Annotated in this window: 20 protein-coding genes and 1 pseudogene; 4 read left to right on the top strand and 17 right to left on the bottom strand. The window is 36.8% G+C overall.

Going from position 1 to position 20,686, the window contains the following annotated elements:
• Window position 1 precedes the first annotated feature (1 nt).
• The 11 genes from P9E47_RS15265 to P9E47_RS15215 form a co-directional block, all read right to left on the bottom strand.
• Window positions 2-496, bottom strand: a complete 495-nt coding sequence (locus P9E47_RS15265; protein ID WP_326163911.1) for a RidA family protein — start codon at window positions 494-496, stop codon at window positions 2-4.
• 30 nt (window positions 497-526) lie between these two features.
• Window positions 527-877: a 2Fe-2S iron-sulfur cluster-binding protein gene (locus tag P9E47_RS15260; RefSeq protein WP_326163909.1), complete on the bottom strand. Its 351-nt coding sequence runs from the start codon at window positions 875-877 to the stop codon at window positions 527-529.
• 146 nt (window positions 878-1,023) lie between these two features.
• Window positions 1,024-1,704 carry a GntR family transcriptional regulator gene (locus P9E47_RS15255; RefSeq protein ID WP_003332245.1) on the bottom strand — a complete coding sequence of 227 codons (681 nt, stop codon included), beginning with the start codon at window positions 1,702-1,704 and terminating at the stop codon, window positions 1,024-1,026.
• Between the two features lie 137 nt (window positions 1,705-1,841).
• Entirely contained in the window at window positions 1,842-2,372 is a 531-nt protein-coding gene (locus P9E47_RS15250) for a chromate transporter (protein ID WP_326163908.1), read from the bottom strand.
• Window positions 2,369-2,965 carry a chromate transporter gene (locus P9E47_RS15245; RefSeq protein ID WP_003332242.1) on the bottom strand — a complete coding sequence of 199 codons (597 nt, stop codon included), beginning with the start codon at window positions 2,963-2,965 and terminating at the stop codon, window positions 2,369-2,371. The genes P9E47_RS15250 and P9E47_RS15245 overlap by 4 nt, the downstream gene beginning before the upstream one ends.
• Before the next feature lie 26 nt (window positions 2,966-2,991).
• Window positions 2,992-3,471 (bottom strand): GlcG/HbpS family heme-binding protein, encoded by a 480-nt coding sequence (locus P9E47_RS15240; protein ID WP_003332240.1) that lies wholly within the window; start codon window positions 3,469-3,471, stop codon window positions 2,992-2,994.
• Window positions 3,472-3,487: 16 nt separating this feature from the next.
• Entirely contained in the window at window positions 3,488-4,960 is a 1,473-nt protein-coding gene (locus P9E47_RS15235) for an aldehyde dehydrogenase family protein (protein ID WP_039957598.1), read from the bottom strand.
• Between the two features lie 105 nt (window positions 4,961-5,065).
• Entirely contained in the window at window positions 5,066-5,788 is a 723-nt protein-coding gene (locus P9E47_RS15230) for a TenA family transcriptional regulator (RefSeq protein ID WP_003332236.1), read from the bottom strand.
• Between the two features lie 263 nt (window positions 5,789-6,051).
• Window positions 6,052-7,509 (bottom strand): hypothetical protein, encoded by a 1,458-nt coding sequence (locus P9E47_RS15225; RefSeq protein ID WP_003332235.1) that lies wholly within the window; start codon window positions 7,507-7,509, stop codon window positions 6,052-6,054.
• A gap of 17 nt (window positions 7,510-7,526) precedes the next feature.
• Window positions 7,527-8,294: a creatininase family protein gene (locus P9E47_RS15220; protein ID WP_003332234.1), complete on the bottom strand. Its 768-nt coding sequence runs from the start codon at window positions 8,292-8,294 to the stop codon at window positions 7,527-7,529.
• Window positions 8,295-8,348: 54 nt separating this feature from the next.
• Entirely contained in the window at window positions 8,349-8,684 is a 336-nt protein-coding gene (locus tag P9E47_RS15215) for a 2Fe-2S iron-sulfur cluster-binding protein (RefSeq protein ID WP_003332233.1), read from the bottom strand.
• Window positions 8,685-9,026: 342 nt separating this feature from the next.
• Between P9E47_RS15215 and P9E47_RS15210 the strand changes: the two genes are divergently transcribed.
• Window positions 9,027-9,347 carry a hypothetical protein gene (locus tag P9E47_RS15210; RefSeq protein WP_003332232.1) on the top strand — a complete coding sequence of 107 codons (321 nt, stop codon included), beginning with the start codon at window positions 9,027-9,029 and terminating at the stop codon, window positions 9,345-9,347.
• A 49-nt stretch (window positions 9,348-9,396) separates the two neighbouring features.
• On the opposite strand, the gene P9E47_RS15205 is transcribed toward P9E47_RS15210, so the two are convergent.
• The 3 genes and pseudogenes from P9E47_RS15205 to P9E47_RS22960 form a co-directional block, all read right to left on the bottom strand.
• Window positions 9,397-10,788 carry a hypothetical protein gene (locus P9E47_RS15205; RefSeq protein ID WP_003332231.1) on the bottom strand — a complete coding sequence of 464 codons (1,392 nt, stop codon included), beginning with the start codon at window positions 10,786-10,788 and terminating at the stop codon, window positions 9,397-9,399.
• Window positions 10,789-11,272: 484 nt separating this feature from the next.
• Window positions 11,273-12,196, bottom strand: coding sequence for a DHHA1 domain-containing protein (locus P9E47_RS22965; RefSeq protein WP_326153846.1), 924 nt, complete (start codon window positions 12,194-12,196; stop codon window positions 11,273-11,275).
• Window positions 12,197-12,268: 72 nt separating this feature from the next.
• Window positions 12,269-12,487 (bottom strand): annotated as a pseudogene (locus tag P9E47_RS22960) (alanine--tRNA ligase-related protein); the annotation flags it as partial.
• Window positions 12,488-12,694: 207 nt separating this feature from the next.
• Here P9E47_RS22960 and P9E47_RS15190 point away from each other — a divergent pair.
• The 3 genes from P9E47_RS15190 to cstA all read left to right on the top strand — a co-directional run bounded on the left by P9E47_RS15190 (window position 12,695) and on the right by cstA (window position 17,086).
• Window positions 12,695-14,431, top strand: coding sequence for a sensor histidine kinase (locus P9E47_RS15190; RefSeq protein WP_003332228.1), 1,737 nt, complete (start codon window positions 12,695-12,697; stop codon window positions 14,429-14,431).
• The gene (locus tag P9E47_RS15185; RefSeq protein WP_326163907.1) at window positions 14,432-15,151 is read left to right on the top strand and encodes a LytR/AlgR family response regulator transcription factor; all 720 of its coding nucleotides are present in this window, start codon (window positions 14,432-14,434) and stop codon (window positions 15,149-15,151) included.
• 129 nt (window positions 15,152-15,280) lie between these two features.
• Complete coding sequence (gene cstA, locus P9E47_RS15180; RefSeq protein WP_003332226.1) at window positions 15,281-17,086, top strand: carbon starvation protein CstA; 1,806 nt, start codon at window positions 15,281-15,283, stop codon at window positions 17,084-17,086.
• Window positions 17,087-17,142: 56 nt separating this feature from the next.
• Here cstA and P9E47_RS15175 read toward each other — a convergent pair whose 3' ends face one another.
• The 3 genes from P9E47_RS15175 to P9E47_RS15165 form a co-directional block, all read right to left on the bottom strand.
• Complete coding sequence (locus P9E47_RS15175) at window positions 17,143-18,096, bottom strand: aldolase catalytic domain-containing protein (RefSeq protein ID WP_003332225.1); 954 nt, start codon at window positions 18,094-18,096, stop codon at window positions 17,143-17,145.
• 279 nt (window positions 18,097-18,375) lie between these two features.
• Complete coding sequence (locus P9E47_RS15170) at window positions 18,376-18,954, bottom strand: DUF502 domain-containing protein (protein ID WP_003332223.1); 579 nt, start codon at window positions 18,952-18,954, stop codon at window positions 18,376-18,378.
• Window positions 18,955-19,011: 57 nt separating this feature from the next.
• Window positions 19,012-20,502 (bottom strand): nicotinate phosphoribosyltransferase, encoded by a 1,491-nt coding sequence (locus P9E47_RS15165; protein WP_003332222.1) that lies wholly within the window; start codon window positions 20,500-20,502, stop codon window positions 19,012-19,014.
• Window positions 20,503-20,686 lie beyond the last annotated feature (184 nt).

The following is a 20,686-nucleotide window of genomic DNA, read 5'->3' as shown; positions in this document are numbered from 1 at the left end:
CTCAATCTATTAATAATACAATCATATCTGTTTCAACCGCTGCATTTCCTGGTAAGGAGGCAACACCTACTGCACAACGTGCATGTTTTCCTTTATCTCCAAAAAGCTCAACTAGTAAATCTGAGGTACCATTTATTACATCTGGTACTTGAGTAAAAGTTGGTTCACAGTTTACATACCCTGTTATTTTTACAATCTTGTCGATTTTATTAAAATCCCCCAGATAATCTTTTAAAATGCTTAAATGGTTTAACGTCGTGATTCTGGCTGCCTCGTATCCTTCCTGTATAGTTAAGTCTTTACCAACCTTACCTTTATAAGCTATTTCACCATTGAATTTACAAGTAATTCCACTCATATAAATAACATTGCCAACTTGATTTAAAAATAAATAATTCCCAGACGGCTCGGATGTGTTCGGTAATGATAATCCTTTGGAATTCAGTATACCTTCAACATCAAGTACATGTGTATGTGCTTTCAATTTTTCATCCATCCTTATCCACTTTTATTACTATTGAAATTTTTATGCTTGTGGTGTTGCTTCTTTTTCTAATTTATCAGGCTTACGCTTTTTAACAAAATTTGTGATCTCTTCTGACCATGATAAAGATACATCGCCACCGTTTACGAAGGTTTGGCAGCCTAAGCGATATCCTTGACTTAATAGTTCATCCCCAAGCTTTCTACGTTCTTGTTTCTTTACATTATCTAAAAACTCTGCCCCTTTCTCAACCTTGCAGACACAGCTTCCGCAAAGTCCCCCGCCACACCTGTTTGGGAGATCACCATCAAATCTTAATGACATTCTAAGAATATTTGAATTTTCGGGTACTTCAAAAGTTTTTCCACTCGTTACATAATTAATTTTAGGCATTTCCATTTCCTCCTCTCATCCTCTTGGTATACAATATACCACATTTTAATTTTTCAAACAATACTAAATATACAAAATAGTCTATTTGGTTTGAAAACTATAGAAAGCTTGAATGCAAAAAAAATAACAGGTTCAATGCTAACCTGTTACTTTTTTTCTTTTTCCTTACGTTTTTCAACGGATGTTATATAAGCTCTCTTTGAATTCTCGATATGGATTTTTGTTAGAGATTCGGCAAGTTCCACTTCTTTATTTCTTAAAGCTTTCATAATTTCCAAATGCTCTTTCATGGCTTGTTCTTTTCTTCCTGGCGTTTCATACCCCATATTGGCCGACATTTGAATATAGTCCGTTAATCCCGATAGCATTTCAAATAATTTCGGACTTTTTGCGGCATTATATAAAACCATATTCATATCAATATGAATAGTTTCATAATCCTTATGCGAACTATTGAGAAAAGTTTCTAATTCAGCAATTTTCTCATCGAGGATCTCTTGTGTTTTTTCATCCATCCGTTGGGCTGCTAATTTTGCTGCTAATACTTCTAAGGAAGATAAAATATTGAAAACCTCGACAACCTCTTCACTAGAAATATTAGAAACAACAACACCCTTTCTTGGCACTGTTTTTACAAACCCTTGAGATTCAAGTCTGAACAATGCTTCACGGATCGGAGTACGGCTGATATTTAATTGATTAGCTAACTCTCTTTCAATTAATCTGTCCCCCGGTTTTAATTCCCCCTCTAAAATGAGTGATTTTAAATAGATATAAGCCCGTTCCCGAATCGATAATAAATCATCAGCAACCCATTTTTCATGCAAAGGTTTCACCTTCTTTTATTTTTATCTATATAGATTGTATACCAACAATGTTACCATATAATACCTCTTGATTTCCATACAAAAAACGACCAAGATTTAACCTGGCCGTCCATTCCTTCATCCCTTTATACAAGCTTTCATGATAAAAAAATACCGCCATAAAACAGACCACAGACAATGACAAGAGCCGGATGGATCTTTAATTTGTACATTAATAGATATCCAATCAGTGTTACTATTAATAAATGCAATATGCCAATCGTAATAAAGGATGAACTAAAAAACTGATAAGCTAAAACACCTAATAAAATGGCAATGACCGGTTGAACTGCTTTTGTCATTAATGATACTTGTGGTGAATTTTTAAATAATGTCACAAATTTAAACAAAATAATGACTGCAATTGCTGAAGGAAGGATTGTCGCCGCTAAAGCAACAATAGCCCCTAATGATCCGCCTACTTGATAGCCGATGTATCCGCCCATTTTTGTTGCAATCGGTCCCGGCAATACATTGGCAATTGCAAATAAATCTCCAAATTCCTGAAGAGTCATCCACCCATAATGATTAACAACCTCATTTTGAATCAATGGGATCGTGGAAGGTCCTCCACCGTAACCCAGTAAATTAGCTATGAAAAAAGCCACAAATATATCCCAGTAAATCATACGCTTTCTCTCCTCTTTTTAACACTTTCTGCCGGAGAAACAGCGTGCGCTTTTTGTTTAAAAGTAGCAATTAGAAATGCCGCTAGTAAAAATACCGCAATAACGATTCCCGGATGGATATTTAAAAAGGCTAGTGCGATTAATGATACGATAGACAAGACCACATTTATGTTGATCCCTAATCCTTTATTCCCCTTGATGAAGAATTTATAACACATTTCTGCGAGCATCAAAGCAATGATCGGGGCAACTCCTAGAACCATACCCTTAACAAAAGGAGAATCCTTATAAGTATATAGTACGCCTAGTAGGCCAAGCATACCGATAATCGATGGAAGAATATGCGCAAGAATAGCAACTGTTGCCCCCACAGACCCTTTCACTTTATAACCAATATAGGCAGCCATCTTCGTTGCAATCGGTCCCGGTAAAGTATTTGCCAATGCAAGAGTGTCTCCAAACTCATCTTCTGTCATCCAACGGTATCTTTTTACTGCTTCATACTCTATTAAAGGAATGGTGGAAGGTCCTCCACCATAACCTGTTAGTCCGGTCCTTGCAAAACCAATTGTTAAATCTTGTAAGTGACCCATAGAACAACACCTCTTTAAAGCCGCTCTTATTTTTTTATGTCTGCGTCAGTAATAATTTCAATACCCTGGTCTTTTAAGCTTTCTTGCAACGCTTGTAAGGCCGCTGTACCAACAGCCGTATCCTGTTCACCGTTGCCGCCGCTGACACCGATTCCCCCGACAACTTCCCCATTTGCTACAATTGGGAATCCCCCTACAAATATCGCGAATTTACCTGGCAGCATCTGATTGATACCAAATGCTTCGTTACCTGGAAGGGCAGGACCATTTGGCTCTTTGTTAAATAGATGAGTGGACCTTTTATGACCTGCCGCTGTATATGCTTTTGCAATTGAAATTTCAGGTCCTGTGATGCGGGCTCCATTCATTCTTTCCAATGCAATTAAATTTCCTCCATCATCTGTAATCGCGATTGTTTCTAGAACATTGATCTCTTCTGATTTCTTCTTTGCCGCTTCAATCATAATTTTTGCTTCTTCTAACTCCAATTTTAAAGATTGTTTCATTTCTTAATTCCTCCTATTAGTATCCGATATATACGGTTTTTGTTTGTGTGAAAAAGTCTAATCCTTCCGTACCTGACTCTCTATATGTTGACGTACTTGACTTTTTAATGCCACCAAATGGTGCGTTCACAAGATTACCAGTAGTTGTACGGTTGACTTTGACTGTTCCTGCTTGAATATCTTTTGTAAACTGATGGGCATATTTCATGTTGTTCGTCACGATTGATGCTGACAATCCGTATTCTACATCATTCGCTAGTTTAATAGCCTCTTCGTAGTCAGTAGCTTCGATGACGGCGATGACAGGTCCGAATATTTCTTCTTGGGCAATTTGCATTTCATTTTTCACATTTGTAAAGATAGCCGGCACGACATAATAACCATCCTTATATTTGTCCTCAGTCAACTGCTCCCCTCCATATACAAGGGTTGCTCCTTCTTCTTTTCCAATTTGAATATATTTTAGGACATTACGCAGCTGTTTTTCGTTTGCTAAAGGACCGATGGTTACACCTTCTTCAAAGCCGTCACCAATTTTTAATGCCCTTGTTTTTTCAATTAACGCTGCAATGTATCGTTCCTTTACTTCCTTCATAACAATCACACGGCTCGTACCTGTACAAGCTTGACCTGTTAATGAAAAACCACCATTGACAGTAATCGAAGCAGCTAACTCTAGATCAGCATCTTCCATTATGATTAATGGGTTTTTACCACCAAGTTCCATTTGGGTTCTAGTAGTTAAAGATGACTGGCGATGAATGTCTTCTCCTGCACCCGTTGAGCCTGTAAAAGTAACTGCACGAATGGCTGGGTGGGTAACCAAAAGGCTGCCGACATCTCTAGAAGACCCAGTAACAAAATTAATGACACCATTCGGTATACCAGCCTCATGCAAAGCCTCCACTAAACGATAGGCGATAAGAGGGGTATCTGATGACGGCTTGAATACAACTGTATTCCCCGTGATTAATGCTGGAGCAATTTTTCTAGCTGGAATAGATAAAGGGAAATTCCATGGAGTAATGACGGAAACAACTCCAAGAGGTTCACGTTCTGTCGCCACATTCATATTTGGATCATCATTTACAAACGTATTTCCAGTCATGTTCTGTCCAGAAATGGCATAATAGCGAAGGGTTTGTGCCGAGCGGCTGACTTCACCTCTACTCGCACCAATCGGCTTTCCTTCCTCCCTTGTTAATTCACTAGCGATCTGTTCTAAACGACTTTCCAAGATATCCGCTGCTTTTGATAAAATAGCAGCACGCTTAGATGGTGAGGTTTTTGACCATTCTGGAAATGCCTTAGCTGCAGTTTCAATCGCTACTCTAACGTCTTCCTCAGTTGAGGCTTGAAATACGCCTACGACATCATTTTTATTTGAAGGGTTAATACTTTTAAAAGTTTTTTGACTGCTGGAAGTTACCCATTTCCCTCCAATATAGTTTTTAAATGTATCAACTTTTGTTGTAAGCAAGAGGATCATCCTTTCTAATTCATTCATCTACTATGAATAAATGGGGCAGCTTCTATAAAAGAAACTGCCTGAACATTTTTTATTTAACTATTTTTCGGAATATTTACGACAAAATTAAGCTTGGATTAACGCCCCTAAATCTTCTTGCAGGTATGTGCTCCATAAACCATCCATGTACATGCGACGCATTTTTGCACCTGTACGAACAGCTTCTAAACAAGCTTGTTGTAGCTCTGGGGTATCTGCACATTCAAGAACAATCTTGTAGCCGCGCTCGCCGTGAATTTCATCAGAGACAATGTGTAAATCAAAGAATTCGATTTCTTCGTCTGTAAATCCGTATTGTTCACGTAAAGCAGGTGTTTGTTTACGATAAATGTCTGGTACTTGAGATTCTAATCCTACTACAAGAGCTGCAGTTGCAACAACGAAGTTTTCTCTTTGGGCAACATTATAACACCAGCTTTGTAAGCCAAGAGTAGTCGGTGCCATATTATGTGGATCTTCTACTCTTTCTCTAGTTGTTCCACACGCTTCAGCAAAACGTATTAAAAGGTCTGTGTGGCGGTCTCCAGCAATTTCCTCTTCATACATGTTTTGCAATGTAAAATCTTTCGCATCTGTGTATTTTTCAGGAGTATTAGCATAAATATATGCTAGATAATCAGCGAATGGTCCGACATAGTGATAGTGATTTTCAGCCCATCTTGCAAAATGCTTTCTTTCAAGTTTTCCTTCAGCCCATGCAACTGTAAATGGAGCTTTTTGACTGTGGTTTCCTTTGATCGCCTCTTCTAATGCTTTTCTAAATTCATCCTTTGATAATAATTCTGCCATTTTCCATTCTCCTCTCAAGCCTTTTATTGCTTATTGTATTTTGTATACCAAATGTTTTAAAATAAAACCTTATATTTTTTCAAATATAGCAGTTTTCTTCTAAGTTGTTTCGATAAAAACTAGGGTAGCTTTTATACTGTTTCGCTTCATGGTATACCATCTAAATTAATAGTACAAAATCTCAAACTGTTTGTAAACCCATTTTCTAAATTTTTTAAATATTTTTAATACCTTTATTTAAAAACTATACAGACGACGTAAATTTACCATAGGAAAAGGGCAACAAGCGTGGATAAAGCAAGCCCGGCTATTACTGGTATAAACAACTTTCTCGCTAAATCTAATACTGGAACACCACAAAAGCCCGCAACAGCAACCAACGACGACCATGCAATGAACGTACCACCGCCTGTCCAAACGGCACCCATTTGACCGATAGCTGCAAGCGTTCCAGCCTCCAAACCAACACCATCAGCCATTGCACCGGAAAGTGCTCCAACTAGAGGCAAACCGGAGAATCCTGAACCATCCAATCCGGTAATAATTCCAACAATTAGTACACCAAATGCTGTTAAAAAGGCGCTTGGTGGAATGGCATTTTGTGCAGTCGCAACAAGATCAAATAAAAATGCCGGTTTTGCAACATCTTCTCCCAATGAAAGAATTGATCCTGTAAAATCCGAACTGCCAAGGAAAAAGAAACCTGCAATCGGGATAACTGGCCCCATCGCTTTAAATGCAAAAACAAAACCCTCTGTAATATGGTCACTTACCTTATCTAATGCATGAATTTTCCTGAAAGCAACTGTGGATAGGATTAATAAAATAGCAGCTACACCACCAATAAAGGCCGCGCCATCTCCACCATTAAAAACCCCTGCAGTATCAGGATTTAATTTCGTAGAGAACATAAAAATCATGACTGCTAGCATCGATAGAGGCACAAACACAGCAAACATTTTTCCCCATTTCTCACGATTTGCAGCGTCAATTCCATTTCCTTCTACTGTAGCTGATGCTTCCGCTTCAGCACTTTGTTGGCCTTGAAGAACTTTAAGCTCCATTTCCGCCAACTCACTATTTGGTTTTCTAAGCGTACGTCGAATCATCATGTAGATTGTTATTAAAGCGACCCCGCCAGTGATTAATGAAAGTATCATTGCTTTATCCACAACGGCGGATGTTTCAATCCCTGCTGCTTTTGCTGTAAGCATGGGAGCTACTTGAATAATATAATCAGATGACAGCGCCATCCCTTGACCTGCAATGGCTACAACCATCGCGGCTGACATCGCTGGTAATCCGGCACGGATAGCAACAGGCACTAACAAGGCACAAATTAACGGAACAGCAGGCGTCGGCCAGAAGAATAAAGAGATTACATAAGTTGTTGCAAAGATGACGATGATCCCAATATGCGCATTTTTAATAACCTTTTGGATTGGTAAAATCATTTTTTCGTCGGCACCAAGTGCTCTTAATGAATTTAATAGAGCAACCATTAATGTGATAATCAGAAAGATTGTAAACAATTCCTTAGCGGCAACTAAATTTGCATTAAATACGGCCTGAAAACCGCTGACAAATGAACCTTTAAAGACCCATGCGACAAAAAAAGTTCCGATTAGTGTTGGCAACACAACACCCCGCCGAAATAACATCGTCACAATTACGACAACCGTGAATAAGGCATACAACCAATGAGCAGCAGTTAATTCCAAACAACACGCACCCCTTTTTAGATTGAATTCACTTCCAATTGCAGAACTTCTTCGATCGACCTAGCCAAATTTTCTAAAGCTTCTTCCACAATTTCTTTGCCAATTTCATAGCTTGCTTTTGTAGCATCGCCAATGCAGCCATTTGCTGTCATTTCTTCGTAACGATAGAATCCTTGTAATGCCTGATTCGGCCGCAGCTTTTTCCATCTCCCCCCTTCCTGAATATCGCCCTTCGCTAATTTCTCATGGCGGATTAACTGTGGAGCAAGATAATGAGCCTCAGAAACTTCCCTTTCACAGCTATGACCGAACAATGTTGATTCAATATTTTTAGAAATGGCTTTTTTAGCGGATGCCGTAGTTTTAGCAAAATAGATTTCTACTTCATGTTCTGTTGCTAATGTAGTAGCTGCTACATTCAGGGTAGACTGATTTCCGCCGTGGGAATTCAAAAATAAAAAATTGTGTATACCATGGTGTTTTAATGAAGTAACCATATCTTCTAAAATGGCAATCAATGTTGTTGGTTTAAGCGTTATCGTTCCAGGGAAATTAATATGGTGACTCGAAACCCCCATATTGACTGTTGGTGTGATTAGAACATTTGGGAAAAGTCTTTCCCCTAGTTTTTTTGCCATTTCAGTAGCTAATACAGCATCACAGCTCTCAACCATATGGGGGCCATGCTGCTCGTGAGCACCTATTGGAATAATTGCTAATTTTACTGTGTTTAATGCATCTCTCACCTCCTCCCAAGTCATTTCCGTTAATAAATACTTGTTCATTCTTTTCCCTCCAGCATTTTGGAATATTGTATACCAATATAAAATAATAAAAAGCTATTTCGTTAGTTTAATAGAATCCTTTTCCTTCTTAATCTTTTCTGCAATATTTTCTTGAGTGATTTCAATATCTTCTCTAATAGTTAATTGACAGGTCAGGCGGATTCCGTTGTGGGCACTTTCACCCAGCATTCGTTCCTCTTTCCAATTTGGCGAACTCAATTGCTCCTCACCAGAAATGATCTCACAAGCACACTTTAAACATTTCCCCATCCCACAGCCATACTTTAATTTGGGAAACTGTTTGATACCTGCCAATACGACTAGATTGGAATTTTCTTTTACTTCCTGCTCAATGATTTCACCATCAACATGCAATATAACCCTTGGCATTTTTTATTCCCCTTTCTAAAAAGTTTTTTGTCAAAACCGTGAAACCCCTTACAAAATAGTTTTTGCCTTACTGCCTCCCATCATTTCTAACGAGGTTTACACTATTTTGTTATTAAAATGTATAAAAAGTTTATAAAACTATGATTTGATTATACAAAATTTTCAAAATATTTCAACTATAAACTTGAAAAACTAGAAAAAATTTTATAAAATGGCTATAAGGTGGTATACCAAATGCCGTTTAGAAGAGGTGGTGGTTAATTAAAGACAATATATTTATTGGACCGTAATATTAGAAGTATTAATTTAAAAGAGGAAACAAATTAAAGGGAGGAATTAAAAATGGGGAAATACATTATTTTGACAAACAAACAAACATTTCAAACAAAGGTGGATTCAAACGGAATAAAACCGATTGAATCCTATAACTTTCATTTCTTTGATGAAATAAAAGCGAAATATACAATAGCCGAAGTACTAAATAGAGATACTAAGATTTGCCTTTATGAAAAGTACGAAGGTAAAGAATATATAAATCAAATCAGAGTTAAATTCTTTGAAACGTTTGATTCGATCGAAGCAGCCAGGGATGAGTTGGGGGAAATTGTAAAAGCCTCTGGAAATGATGAAGACTCTAAACATACGAGACTTGTAAAAAATTAGTAAGCAGATTTAAAAGACCTTGTCGATTGACAAGGTCTTTTTAGCGTTCTCATATAAAAACATTAAGGATGATAAGATAGACCATAACCAATAGCAAATATAAAACGGTAAATGGAGCATTCCAATTTGAGATTTTGAATGGACTTTCATTAATAATTCCAGACATTAAGCCAATCGTTGCATTATAGGGACCCATTAAAAAGGCAGAAACAGCCCCACCAAGCATGGACACTGTTAAAATTTGTGGTGAAATCCCCAATTGAGTCGGATCTAGAGTTTCAGCTAGCAGTGCTAATGCCACTGCTGGATGTAGTCCGGTAAAGGCTAGGATCAGTGGTATGACTGGTATCATTAATAAAAACATCTCTATTCCTACCAACCCCTTAAATACAACAAACATTTCATTCAATCTATGATCAGTACCGGAAAATTGCATCGCCGAAATAAAAAAACCGGCTGATAAGAAAATAAAAAATTGATCCTTCATTTTATATAAATACGTGTTGGTATGAATTTGTAAGCCTGTCAAAAATTCTCTTCCTTTTTTTAACAAAAAAGACCAACAAAAGGCAAACGGAATTACCAACAAAGCCACTAAAATTAAAAAACTGAGATGAAAAACATAATCAAAAATGGCAATACAAATATTGAAAATAAGAATGGCCACTAGGATTTGACCAATCCTTTTTGGACTTTGCAACGATTTGCCGCTCACTTCAATCGTTGTAGCAATTTCGTTAGCAGAAGCGCTCCCTGCGAGCTTTTCACTCCCTAATTTTGAGGCAGCCCTCCCCGCTAAAAACCAATCCAATAATAACCCTGCTATACTTAGCGGCAATAAATAAGGAAGCATGGTGCTCCAGCTTACCCCTGTCATTTCTATGACAATACCAACAATCGGAGTCACGGGCGCCCATAAAAGCGGCATTGCAAACCCACGTGTAATTGCCCGACTCATGAATCTTCCCGTGCTTTGCAATGAAAATACTTGTAAAGCAGGTTTCATCGAATGATAGGTCATTGGCAACGTTGCAAGATTCATAAAAATACTTAAGAAATAAGAAATTCCTGAAGTCAGCATGTAGAGATGTCCGGAATTTTTCAACTTTCTATTTACTAATTCTTGTATGCCACCAGCATAATTCCCAATTTGAATTGGAATTGCCAATATGGGAATAATAGAAAATAAAGTTAAAAGATTAAGCATTGGTCCAAATGATATGATATAAGTTTTCCAGCTTGCCCCACTAGTAAACAACATCAACGCACCAATTAGTAAAAAAACAATTCCTAAGATTTTCACAAAACGTTTTACATAGAATAAAGTCGAAACAATAATAACCATACAAAGAATCGATAATACATATGAAAGTTGCATACTAGGAAAGATTTCTGTTAATACATAAAGGAATAACGTAATAATGAACAAGTATTTTATCATTCGCACCACCACTTTTCTTTTAAATGTATTGGTAATTATACCCTATTTCGATATTTTTTGGTATACAATATTTTATTATCCAGTCATTTCTTTTATTCTTCTTTTTCTTAAACTCCAACTATATTAGCTAACACGTAAATTTATGAATATAATCGATAATTAACTTTATTAAGGCTTATATAAACGAACTAGGTATACCAAATTAGTTTTTGCTCCCTATATTTTGTATAAAAATCCTTACTTTTAAGGTATTTGGTATACCGGTATTATTGACTTCCTTAAAATATGGATTATAATTAAGTTATAGAAAATAAAAAGAATTTTAGTAATTTAGGAGGATGATTCCTAATGATGAATTATCTTTTTGGTAAAAAGGCAGAATTAAGGGCGCAAAAGAAATTTTTACAAATTAAAAAAACGCTTTTCATCAAATAGTCTTTCTTTCTAAAAAACAGCAGGGATTTCAGATATCCCTGCTGTTTGTTTATTCATTTCCCGAAATTTCCTTACATAACTCATTCATTAATTCCTCTGGTGAAATAGTTCGCTCTCCGCCTCCTTGGGCAACGGAATCACTCCCTCCTCCTTTACCATTTATCAAAGGTAAAACCTGTTTGATTACATTATTCATATTGATATTTACATCTTTACTCCTTGAACAAACGAGCTGAATCTTGTTATTCTGCTCATTTAGTAATAGAGCAATGATATTATCCGTATTGGCAGCAATCGTTTTCCCCAATTGCTGCAATTCAGCCATTGACCGGTTAGTAAAAATTATTTTTACCAATTTTTGATTGTTAAACTCCTGTGCCCCATTTATCAATTGGTTGGCTTCATGATCAAGAAATTTCATTTTCAAATCGTCTATTATTTTTTCTAGTTCCTTAGTATTTTGTAGCACACGGTTGGCTGTTTCTTCTAATTTTTCCTGTGGTGCACTTAAAATCGTCATTAGACTTTGAATGACCTTGTGTTTTTCATGAAGTTGTTGGATTACCCTATTTCCGCAAACAAAGTAAACACGAATATTTTTCTTCTGTTTTTCCCAATGCAAAATTTTAACGGCGCTTACCTCACCAGTTGCCTTTGGATGTGTTCCTCCACAGCCGTTGTAATCAAAATCAGGAATAATCACGAGACGTATATTATCTAATACCGACAATTCTTTTCTTAAAGAATAATTTTCAAGCTCATTCTCTCTTACCCACTTTGCTTCAATCGGCCGATTTTCTTGGATGATGCTATTGGCAAGTTTCTCTGCTTGAAGAGCTTCATCTTCAGAAAGGTTTGTTGTCTCAATATCAATCGTACAAATTTCTTTACCCAAGTGGAAGCTCACCGTTTTATAGCTAAAAAGATGATCAAATGCAGCTGATAAAATATGCTGCCCTGAATGTTGCTGCATATGATCGAAGCGGCGTTCCCAATTGATTTCACAGAGGAATTCCTTTTGGGCTTCAATAGGTTTCTCTATGTAATGCCGAATTTCCCCATCAACTTCCTCGACATCAACAACATTCACACCATTTATCATTCCAGTATCATGAGGTTGTCCCCCACCGGTTGGATAAAAAGCTGTTTGATCTAAAACAACATAAAAACGCCCTTGTTCATCTTTATCTGATTTTTGAAGGCTGGCAGTAAATGAGCGTATGTATTGATTTTGGTAATATAATTTTTCCGTTGCCATATCTTTATACTCCTTTGTACTGTTAAGATTTTATATCTTACTTAGAAATACCAATATTAGCATATTAATGCAAATCGCTTCATAGTTAAATACCCAGAGTCGTTTTTCTATCCAGAACCCCAAAAATCCTGTTACAATACAGATAGACTTGTAATATTAGACAATTCTGATTTCCGTCAGTTTGTAAATACTCCCGAACAAAGGAGCGTATATATGTTCGAACTATTAATTACGATGCTAGAGCGATTGGGCATCATTGTCGCAATCGCTTTTATTTTAACGAGGTTGAAGTTTTTTAGAGGGATGATCTATCAGGATGAATTGAACCGTCGGCAAAAATTGGTTGCAATCGTCTTCTTTGGCTTCTTCGGAATTATTGGTACGTACACCGGTTTAAGCCTTAATACAGAAAGCCTTCAATTTAACCGTTGGGCATCTGATTTAACCTCAGATGAGGCTTTAGCGAATTCACGGGTAATTGGTGTTGTGCTAGCAGGTCTTCTTGGAGGCTACAAGGTCGGATTAGGTGCTGGCCTTATTGCTGGGATTCACCGTTTTACTTTAGGGGGATTTACTGCTTTTTCCTGTGGCTTTGCTTCCATTATCGCTGGATATATTTCGGGTTATTTTTACAAGAAAAACAAGCATATAAAGCTAAGTACGGCATTTATAATTGCAGCTATGGCGGAAGCCCTGCAAATGCTTGTGATATTACTTTTTTCCCAGCCATTTGAAAAAGCGTGGGCTCTAGTTGAAATCATTGGAATTCCGATGATTGTCGCAAATGGACTTGGGTGTACTCTCTTTTTAATGATTATAAAAAGTGTAATTAATGAAGGAGAAAGAGTTGGTGCTGTGCAAGCCCAAAAAACACTGCGAATTGCCGATAAGACACTTGCTTATTTACGCCATGGACTGAATCAAGAAACTGCACATGAAGTTTGCCACATCATCCAGGATGAGATCAAAGCTACGGCTGTCGCAATGACAAATACAACCAAAATTTTGGCACATGTCGGCCAAGGTCATGACCATCATCGGACACAGATGCCTATTCAAACTCAAATAACACTAAATGTAATAAATAAAGGAGAAATTGTAATTGCCAACAAAAAAATGATTCAATGTCGCAGTGAGGATTGTCCACTTGGTGCAGCCGTAATTGCACCATTAAAACGCCGAGATGAAACAATTGGGACATTAAAGTTCTATTTTCGTTATGAAAAGGAAATTACACCCGTGGTAACCGAACTCATTTCAGGACTGAGTGCTCTTTTAAGCAATCAGCTTGAAATTGCTGAGGCAGACAAGGCATTTCAGCTTGCAAAGGAAGCTGAAATAAAGGTGCTACAAGCTCAAATCAATCCACATTTTCTCTTTAATACGTTGAACACAATTCTCTCACTGGTAAGAAGTGATCCAACTAAAGCAAGAAAATTACTTGTTTCCCTTTCTCATTTTTTACGTCAAAACATGTCTGTAACGACCCAAAATATAATAACTTTAGAGCATGAGCTAAGACATGTAAAAGCCTATTTAGAAATTGAAGAAACTAGGTTTGTAGATAAGCTAAAAGTATTTTATCAGATTGATGAGGGTACTCTTCATCAACGGATTCCTCCCCTCACGCTTCAGCCGATTGTCGAAAATGCCATTAAGCATGGTATAAAGGAGCGAAATGGAAATTCCCAGGTGATTATTTCAATTCAAAAAGGAAATAATCATGTCCATGTAAGTATAGAGGATAATGGAATAGGAATGAGTGAAGAACGTGCTAAGGAAATTTGCGTTACCCCTATAAAATCTAGTAATGGCAACGGCGTTGCTCTATATAATGTAAACCGCAGACTAATGATGCTATTTGGTGAGAAGTCAGGGTTAAATATAAAAAGTGAAATAAATAAAGGAACGGAAATTGCATTTACAATTCCATTATCGGAGGTGGTCTAAATGGGATCAAAAATCAAAACACTTGTGGTCGATGACGAACTATATAGTCGTGATGAACTGACACATCTCTTAGAGACATATCCGTCCATTCAAATAATCGGAGAAGCAGATTCGGGAGAGACAGCCATTTTAAAAGCCCTCCAGCTCCAACCAGATGTAGTCTTTTTAGATGTTGAAATGCCAAAAATAAACGGGATGAATGCTGCAAAGACATTAATGGAATTGAAAAAGCCACCACTCATTGTGTTTGCCACAGCATACCCTGAATTTGCTGTAGAAGCATTTAGGTGCAGTGCCATTGACTGTTTGCTCAAACCTTTTGATGAAAAACAATTAGCAGAAGCCGTGAAACGAATTGAAAAGCATTTTGATACAACTGAAGAAATTTTAAACCCAGATAAAATTGCGCTTATAGTAGATGAAAAAATTTTACTAGTAAAGAATGCGAACATCCTGTATTTAGAATCTAGTGAAGGAAAATGTACAGTTGTTACCCTTGACAATCCATATAAAGTTAGTAATACACTTATTGGGTTGGAAAAACGATTAGATACTAAAAAATTTTTACGAGTTCATCGCAGCTATATTGTGAATATAGACCATATTATAGAAATCGAACCCTGGTTTAATTCTACGTATAACCTATTAATGAGAGGAGGATCAAAAATACCTGTTAGTAGAACTTACGTCAAGGATGTAAGACAATTATTTCAATTCTAATTTTTTGCATTTCATATGCCCTATTTTGTATTTTATCCTTCTTTTTTTGCGAATTATTTTGAAAACTGAAAAAACCATTTTTCATGTAGTATTATAATTCCTAAATAAAGAAAAGAGGGGGAAGAATAAATGAATGCGATTTCAATTGTAATCGGATCAATCTGTATTCTATTAATAGCCTATCGCTTGTATGGAACATTTATGGCTGCGAAGGTTTTGAAGCTTGATGATTCGAAACAAACACCTGCTCAAAAATTAGAGGATGGTCAGGATTATGTACCCACCAATAAATGGGTTGTCTTTGGTCACCATTTTGCGGCGATTGCTGCAGCGGGTCCGTTAGTTGGGCCAATTCTAGCTGCCCAATTTGGGTATTTACCAGGATTGCTTTGGTTGTTAATCGGTGCTGTAATCGGAGGGGCAGTCCATGATATGGTTGTTTTATTCGCATCGATGCGCAGGGATGGAAAATCCTTATCAGAGGTTGCAAAGGAAGAACTTGGTCCAGTAGCAGGCTTTTGTGCAGGGTTAGCGATGCTTTTTATTATTACAATTACGATGGCTGGCTTGTCACTTGTTGTATTAGGTGCGCTAGAAAGAAATCCTTGGGGAACATTTGCAGTAGGAATTACCATTCCAATTGCCATGGCGGTTGGATTGTATCATAAAAAGACAGGCAACCTAAAACTCGCCACAACGGTTGGTTTCCTTTTAATTATGCTGGCTATTATCCTAGGACCAAATATACAAGGTACATGGTTGGGAGATCTTTTAACACTTGAAAAAAGTACATTAGCTATTATCCTACCATTATATGCATTTTTTGCAGCTGCTTTACCTGTGTGGTTATTGCTTGCACCTCGCGATTATTTAAGTACATTTATGAAAATTGGAGTTTTTGTAGCTTTAATTATTGGTGTTTTCATAGTGAATCCATCAGTAGAATTTCCTGCATTCACAGAATTCATTAATGGTGGCGGTCCAGTTGTTGCAGGGCCTGTGTGGCCGTTTATTTCTATTACAATCGCTTGTGGAGCTATTTCAGGCTTCCACGCCTTCGTAGGTTCAGGTACTACACCTAAAATGGTGAATCGTTGGAGGGATATTAAAGGTGTAGCCTTTGGAGCGATGCTTGTTGAGTGTTTAGTAGCTATTATGGCATTAATTGCTGCCGTATCTTTACAACCTGGTGATTACTTTGCAATCAATTCTACACCAGAGAAGTTTGCAACCCTTGGTATGGAAACCGTTCACTTAGCAGAACTTAGTGAAGAAATCGGAATGGATCTTGAGGGAAGAACAGGCGGAGCAGTTACTCTTGCAGTAGGTATGACTTACATCTTTACAGCAGTTCCATTCTTCGAAACTCTGGCTTCCTATTTTTATCAATTTGTTATTCTATTTGAGGCAGTCTTTATTTTAACAGCAATAGATTCAGGAACACGTGTTGCGCGTTATTTAATTCAAGATTTCTTTGGGAACTTTATAAAACCATTGAAGCGTACCGACTCAATTGGATCAAATGTTTTTGCGAGTGCATTAGCATGTTTTGTATGGGGATATTTATTATTCTCTGGAGATATAAGTTCCGTATGGGCCTTATTCGGTGTTTCTAACCAACTAATGGCTTCAATTGGTCTAATTGTAGGTGCTACCGTAATCTTAAAAATTGCTGAAAAACGCTGGTACATGCTAACATGTTTAGTACCACTTGCCTATCTTTATGTCACAGTAAATGTTGCAGGCTACTGGATGATAACAAATGTTTACTTAAACCCAGAAAATGCAGGCTACAATGTGCTAAATGGGATTCTATCCATCATTATGCTAATGCTTGGCTTTGTTATTCTCGTAACATCGATTACAAAATGGTTGAAGCTTTGGAAAATACCACAGCATTTATTAGTCGAGCAATCAAGCAAAGAGGTTGCATAACAGCAAACACCCATTCTGAAACTAGAATGGGTGTTATATATATCGCTTTTAGTTAACTATTTATTTGTTGGTGAAACTGATGCTTCCGGTGATGTTACCTTTTCATAAAAATCCATGAATTTATCACGATCTTCGCTGTCACGATAAGCCATCGCAACACGTGGATGTTCATTTAATAATCCAGAAATCATGTAGGGGATGATATAGCCCCACTCCCATTTTTGACGCATTTCCAGCATATGATTTTCAATTACACCCAGAACCGGCTTAAGTTCGTATCTTGTTTTTGGTATATAGCCCACAAGAAGCTCAGTGTGGCAGTTACCTGCCGCACGACCCATACCATAAACAGATGAATCAAGGAAAGTAACCCCATTCCGCATTGCAGTTAGAGTATTTGCAAAAGCCAACTGCATGTTGTTGTGGGTATGAATTCCCAGCTGCTTATTAGGAAGCATGGCTTTAAATTTATTCACTTGGTATTCAATATCAGCAGGCTCTAAGCTACCAAAAGAGTCAACAATATAGACAACATCTACAGGGCTATTTTTTACCATTTCGAAAGCCTCAAGTAGTTGATGCTCCGGGGCACTTGATAATGCCATAATGTTAAGGGTAGTCTCATAGCCCAAATCATGGAACATTTGCACTAACTCTAAGCCTTTGTCTACTTCACGAATATAGCAGGCAACACGTATCATATCTAATACACTTTGCTCACGTGGTAATATGTCATTTGGGTCTACGCGTCCAATATCTACTAGAGCTGAAAGTTTTGTAAATTTTTTCACAGGAATAATTTCTTTAAGGAAGCTATCATCAAGAAATCTCCATGGATTCGGCTCTGTCGCTTTAAGAAGCTTAGGGGAGTTTTTGTAACCAATTTCCATATATTCAACGCCGGCAGCACTTAAACCATCATATAGGTTTTGCACAAACTCAACGCTAAAATTCCAATTGTTTACTAATCCTCCATCACGTATCGTACAGTCTAAAATCTTATGTTCCATGGCCTAAACTTCCTCCTCATGTTCTCTCGTTTTACAATTGTACTTCATCACTTTTACGCTTTTATGCTTTTATGTGATAAAATATCTTATTAGAGTTATAACATTTTTGCTCAATAATGTCAATATATTTTCAGAAAATTTGATTTTTGCTATAAAAAATGTAATAATGTTTCAATTACCTGTGTTTTCGTCATTTTTTTCGATTTCCACTTAGCATATATTGTAAGTATTATCATCTTTGGAGACTATTTTGTCTAGTATTTTACCTTAACTATTAGCTTAATTACTTTTCGACGTAATTCCACCTGATAAGACAAATTTCATAGCATCTTCAGGTTTAACATCTAAAATCGTGACTTGGTCTTTCGGAATAAGAAATGTAAAGCCTGCTACTTGAAAACTTTGTGGAACGTAGACCGCAATATGGTCTTTTAATGGGTCAGCAAAATGCTCGATTTCTTCTGATGTCACGAAACCTATACTTTTCATCCCTGTATTAGGAATTTCAACAAGTGCAACTTTGGAAAATGACTTTTTCTCTCCTAATAAAGAATTAAATGTATCTTTAATGACAGAATACAAGGTTTTTACTAATGGTGTTCTTTCTAGCAAAACATCTATTAGCTTTATGATTTTCCCGCTTAAATATTGGGTTGAAAGCCAACCAAAAAAGGTTATGATCGCTACCGTTAATAGAATTCCAATACCCGGTATGTAGTCTTCCTTCATATATGGTCTTAATATGTTGCCAAGAATACTATCCAGAAACGTGAATAATTTAAAAACAACATAAATGACCAAGATGATTGGAACGATGGTTAACAAACCATTTACAAAATCTTTAAGTAGTCTTTTCATTGATTTCTCCTCAAAAAAGGACCTTCAGTTTGAACAACAGAGGGTCCTTTTGTAATTTTATTGCTGGAGGGTTTGATCCTCTCCTTTACCCATTTCCTCAACTCTTCGTTTTACTTCCTCAATATTTTCCATTTTGTTATCCCAACACTTTTGACTTAAATCAACAGGGTATTCTGCTGGATTTAATGAGCGTTTGTACTCATCCCATAGAACAGCCATGTTTTCTTTAGTATATTGTTGAATTTCTTTTGCGGTCGGCACTTCATAGACTAGTTTTCCATTAACAAAAATATCATGATGTAGTTCCTTTGCTTCAAAATTTGTTACATATTTACTGATGAAAGTATGGATTGGGTGAAACATTTTTAATCTTTTTTCGTCTTGTGGATTCTCATCTTCCATAGCAATATAATCGCCTTCTGATTTTTTGTTCCTTACATTTATAATTCTGTAAATCTTTTTTAAGCCAGGCGTTGTTACCTTCTCCGGATTTCCAGAAATTTTAATCGTATCAACCAATTCCCCGTTGTCATCTTCAATTGCCACTAATTTATAAACAGCACCTAATGCTGGTTGGTCGTAAGCTGTAATTAATTTTGTACCTATACCCCAGCTATCAATTTTAGCACCTTGTTGTTTTAAATTAATGATCGTGTATTCATCCAAATCATTAGAAGCCACAATTTTCGTATCTGTAAATCCTGCTTCATCTAACATTTTTCGCGCTTCCTTTGAAAGATAGGCCAAGTCCCCACTATCTAAACGAATAGCGACAAAATTAATTTTATCCCCGAGCTCTTTCGCAACTTTAATTGCCGTTGGTACACCCGATTTCAAGGTATCATATGTATCAACTAAAAATACACAATCCTTGTGCCTTCTTGCATATTTATGAAAAGCTGTGTATTCATCTTTATAGGCTTGTACAAGCGAATGCGCATGTGTTCCTGAAACTGGTACACCAAACAATTTCCCTGCAAGCACATTACTTGTTGCTTCGAATCCCCCAATATAGGCGGCTCTCGCTCCCCAAACTGCAGCATCGATCTCCTGTGCTCTTCTCGTACCGAATTCCATCGCTACTTGCCCATCACCAATCACTTGTTTAATGCGTGATGCTTTTGTTGCAATTAGAGTTTGAAAATTAACAATATTTAATAATGCTGTTTCAATAATTTGTGCCTCAGCCAAAGTTGCTTCAATACGAACAAGCGGTTCATTGGCAAAAACTAATTCTCCTTCTCTCATTGAACGAATGGTGCCGGTGAATTTCATTGTAGATAAATACTCAATAAAATCATCACCGTACCCTACTTCTTCTTTTAAATAATCTAAATCGCTTTTCGTAAATTTAAATTCATTCAAATATTCGATCATTCGCTCTAAACCAGCAAAAACGGCATACCCATTTCCAAATGGCATCTTTCGAAAGAAAATCTCAAAAACAGCCTTTCGATTGTGCAGATCATCTTCCCAATATGTTTCAGCCATATTAATTTGATATAAGTCTGTATGTAACCCTAGACTATCATCTGTGTATTTTCCCATTTAAATTTCCCTCCATTATTAAGAGCTTTAACCAAAATTCAAATAAATATCTGTAATATTCCAAGGTGATTTATTTCTATTAAATGTACAATAGCTTTAGAAATTATTATACATATTTTTCAAAGTATAAGAAAAGAAAACACAACTTGCAATTATATATTGTCGAAAAATTATATAAAATAAT

The sequence above is a fragment of the Schinkia azotoformans genome, from assembly GCF_035811335.1.
GTDB lineage: Bacteria > Bacillota > Bacilli > Bacillales > Bacillaceae_J > Schinkia > Schinkia azotoformans.
The sequence above is the reverse complement of the archived record's forward strand: the minus strand, read 5'-3'. Positions and strand labels throughout refer to the sequence as shown.

Bases quoted from the DNA above. Each gene is read 5' to 3' on its own strand.
- P9E47_RS15250 (WP_326163908.1), bottom strand. From the start codon at position 2,372: ATGATTTACTGGGATATATTTGTGGCTTTTTTCATAGCTAATTTACTG.
- P9E47_RS15175 (WP_003332225.1), bottom strand. From the start codon at position 18,096: ATGGAACATAAGATTTTAGACTGTACGATACGTGATGGAGGATTAGTA.
- P9E47_RS15240 (WP_003332240.1), bottom strand. From the start codon at position 3,471: ATGAAACAATCTTTAAAATTGGAGTTAGAAGAAGCAAAAATTATGATT.
- P9E47_RS15170 (WP_003332223.1), bottom strand. From the start codon at position 18,954: ATGAAAAGACTACTTAAAGATTTTGTAAATGGTTTGTTAACCATCGTT.
- P9E47_RS22965 (WP_326153846.1), bottom strand. From the start codon at position 12,196: ATGCAGCAACATTCAGGGCAGCATATTTTATCAGCTGCATTTGATCAT.
- P9E47_RS15220 (WP_003332234.1), bottom strand. From the start codon at position 8,294: ATGAACAAGTATTTATTAACGGAAATGACTTGGGAGGAGGTGAGAGAT.
- P9E47_RS15245 (WP_003332242.1), bottom strand. From the start codon at position 2,965: ATGGGTCACTTACAAGATTTAACAATTGGTTTTGCAAGGACCGGACTA.
- P9E47_RS15165 (WP_003332222.1), bottom strand. From the start codon at position 20,502: ATGGGAAAATACACAGATGATAGTCTAGGGTTACATACAGACTTATAT.
- P9E47_RS15185 (WP_326163907.1), top strand. From the start codon at position 14,432: ATGGGATCAAAAATCAAAACACTTGTGGTCGATGACGAACTATATAGT.
- cstA (WP_003332226.1), top strand. From the start codon at position 15,281: ATGAATGCGATTTCAATTGTAATCGGATCAATCTGTATTCTATTAATA.
- P9E47_RS15210 (WP_003332232.1), top strand. From the start codon at position 9,027: ATGGGGAAATACATTATTTTGACAAACAAACAAACATTTCAAACAAAG.
- P9E47_RS15265 (WP_326163911.1), bottom strand. From the start codon at position 496: ATGGATGAAAAATTGAAAGCACATACACATGTACTTGATGTTGAAGGT.
- P9E47_RS15230 (WP_003332236.1), bottom strand. From the start codon at position 5,788: ATGGCAGAATTATTATCAAAGGATGAATTTAGAAAAGCATTAGAAGAG.
- P9E47_RS15215 (WP_003332233.1), bottom strand. From the start codon at position 8,684: ATGCCAAGGGTTATATTGCATGTTGATGGTGAAATCATTGAGCAGGAA.
- P9E47_RS15235 (WP_039957598.1), bottom strand. From the start codon at position 4,960: ATGATCCTCTTGCTTACAACAAAAGTTGATACATTTAAAAACTATATT.
- P9E47_RS15190 (WP_003332228.1), top strand. From the start codon at position 12,695: ATGTTCGAACTATTAATTACGATGCTAGAGCGATTGGGCATCATTGTC.
- P9E47_RS15260 (WP_326163909.1), bottom strand. From the start codon at position 877: ATGCCTAAAATTAATTATGTAACGAGTGGAAAAACTTTTGAAGTACCC.
- P9E47_RS15205 (WP_003332231.1), bottom strand. From the start codon at position 10,788: ATGATAAAATACTTGTTCATTATTACGTTATTCCTTTATGTATTAACA.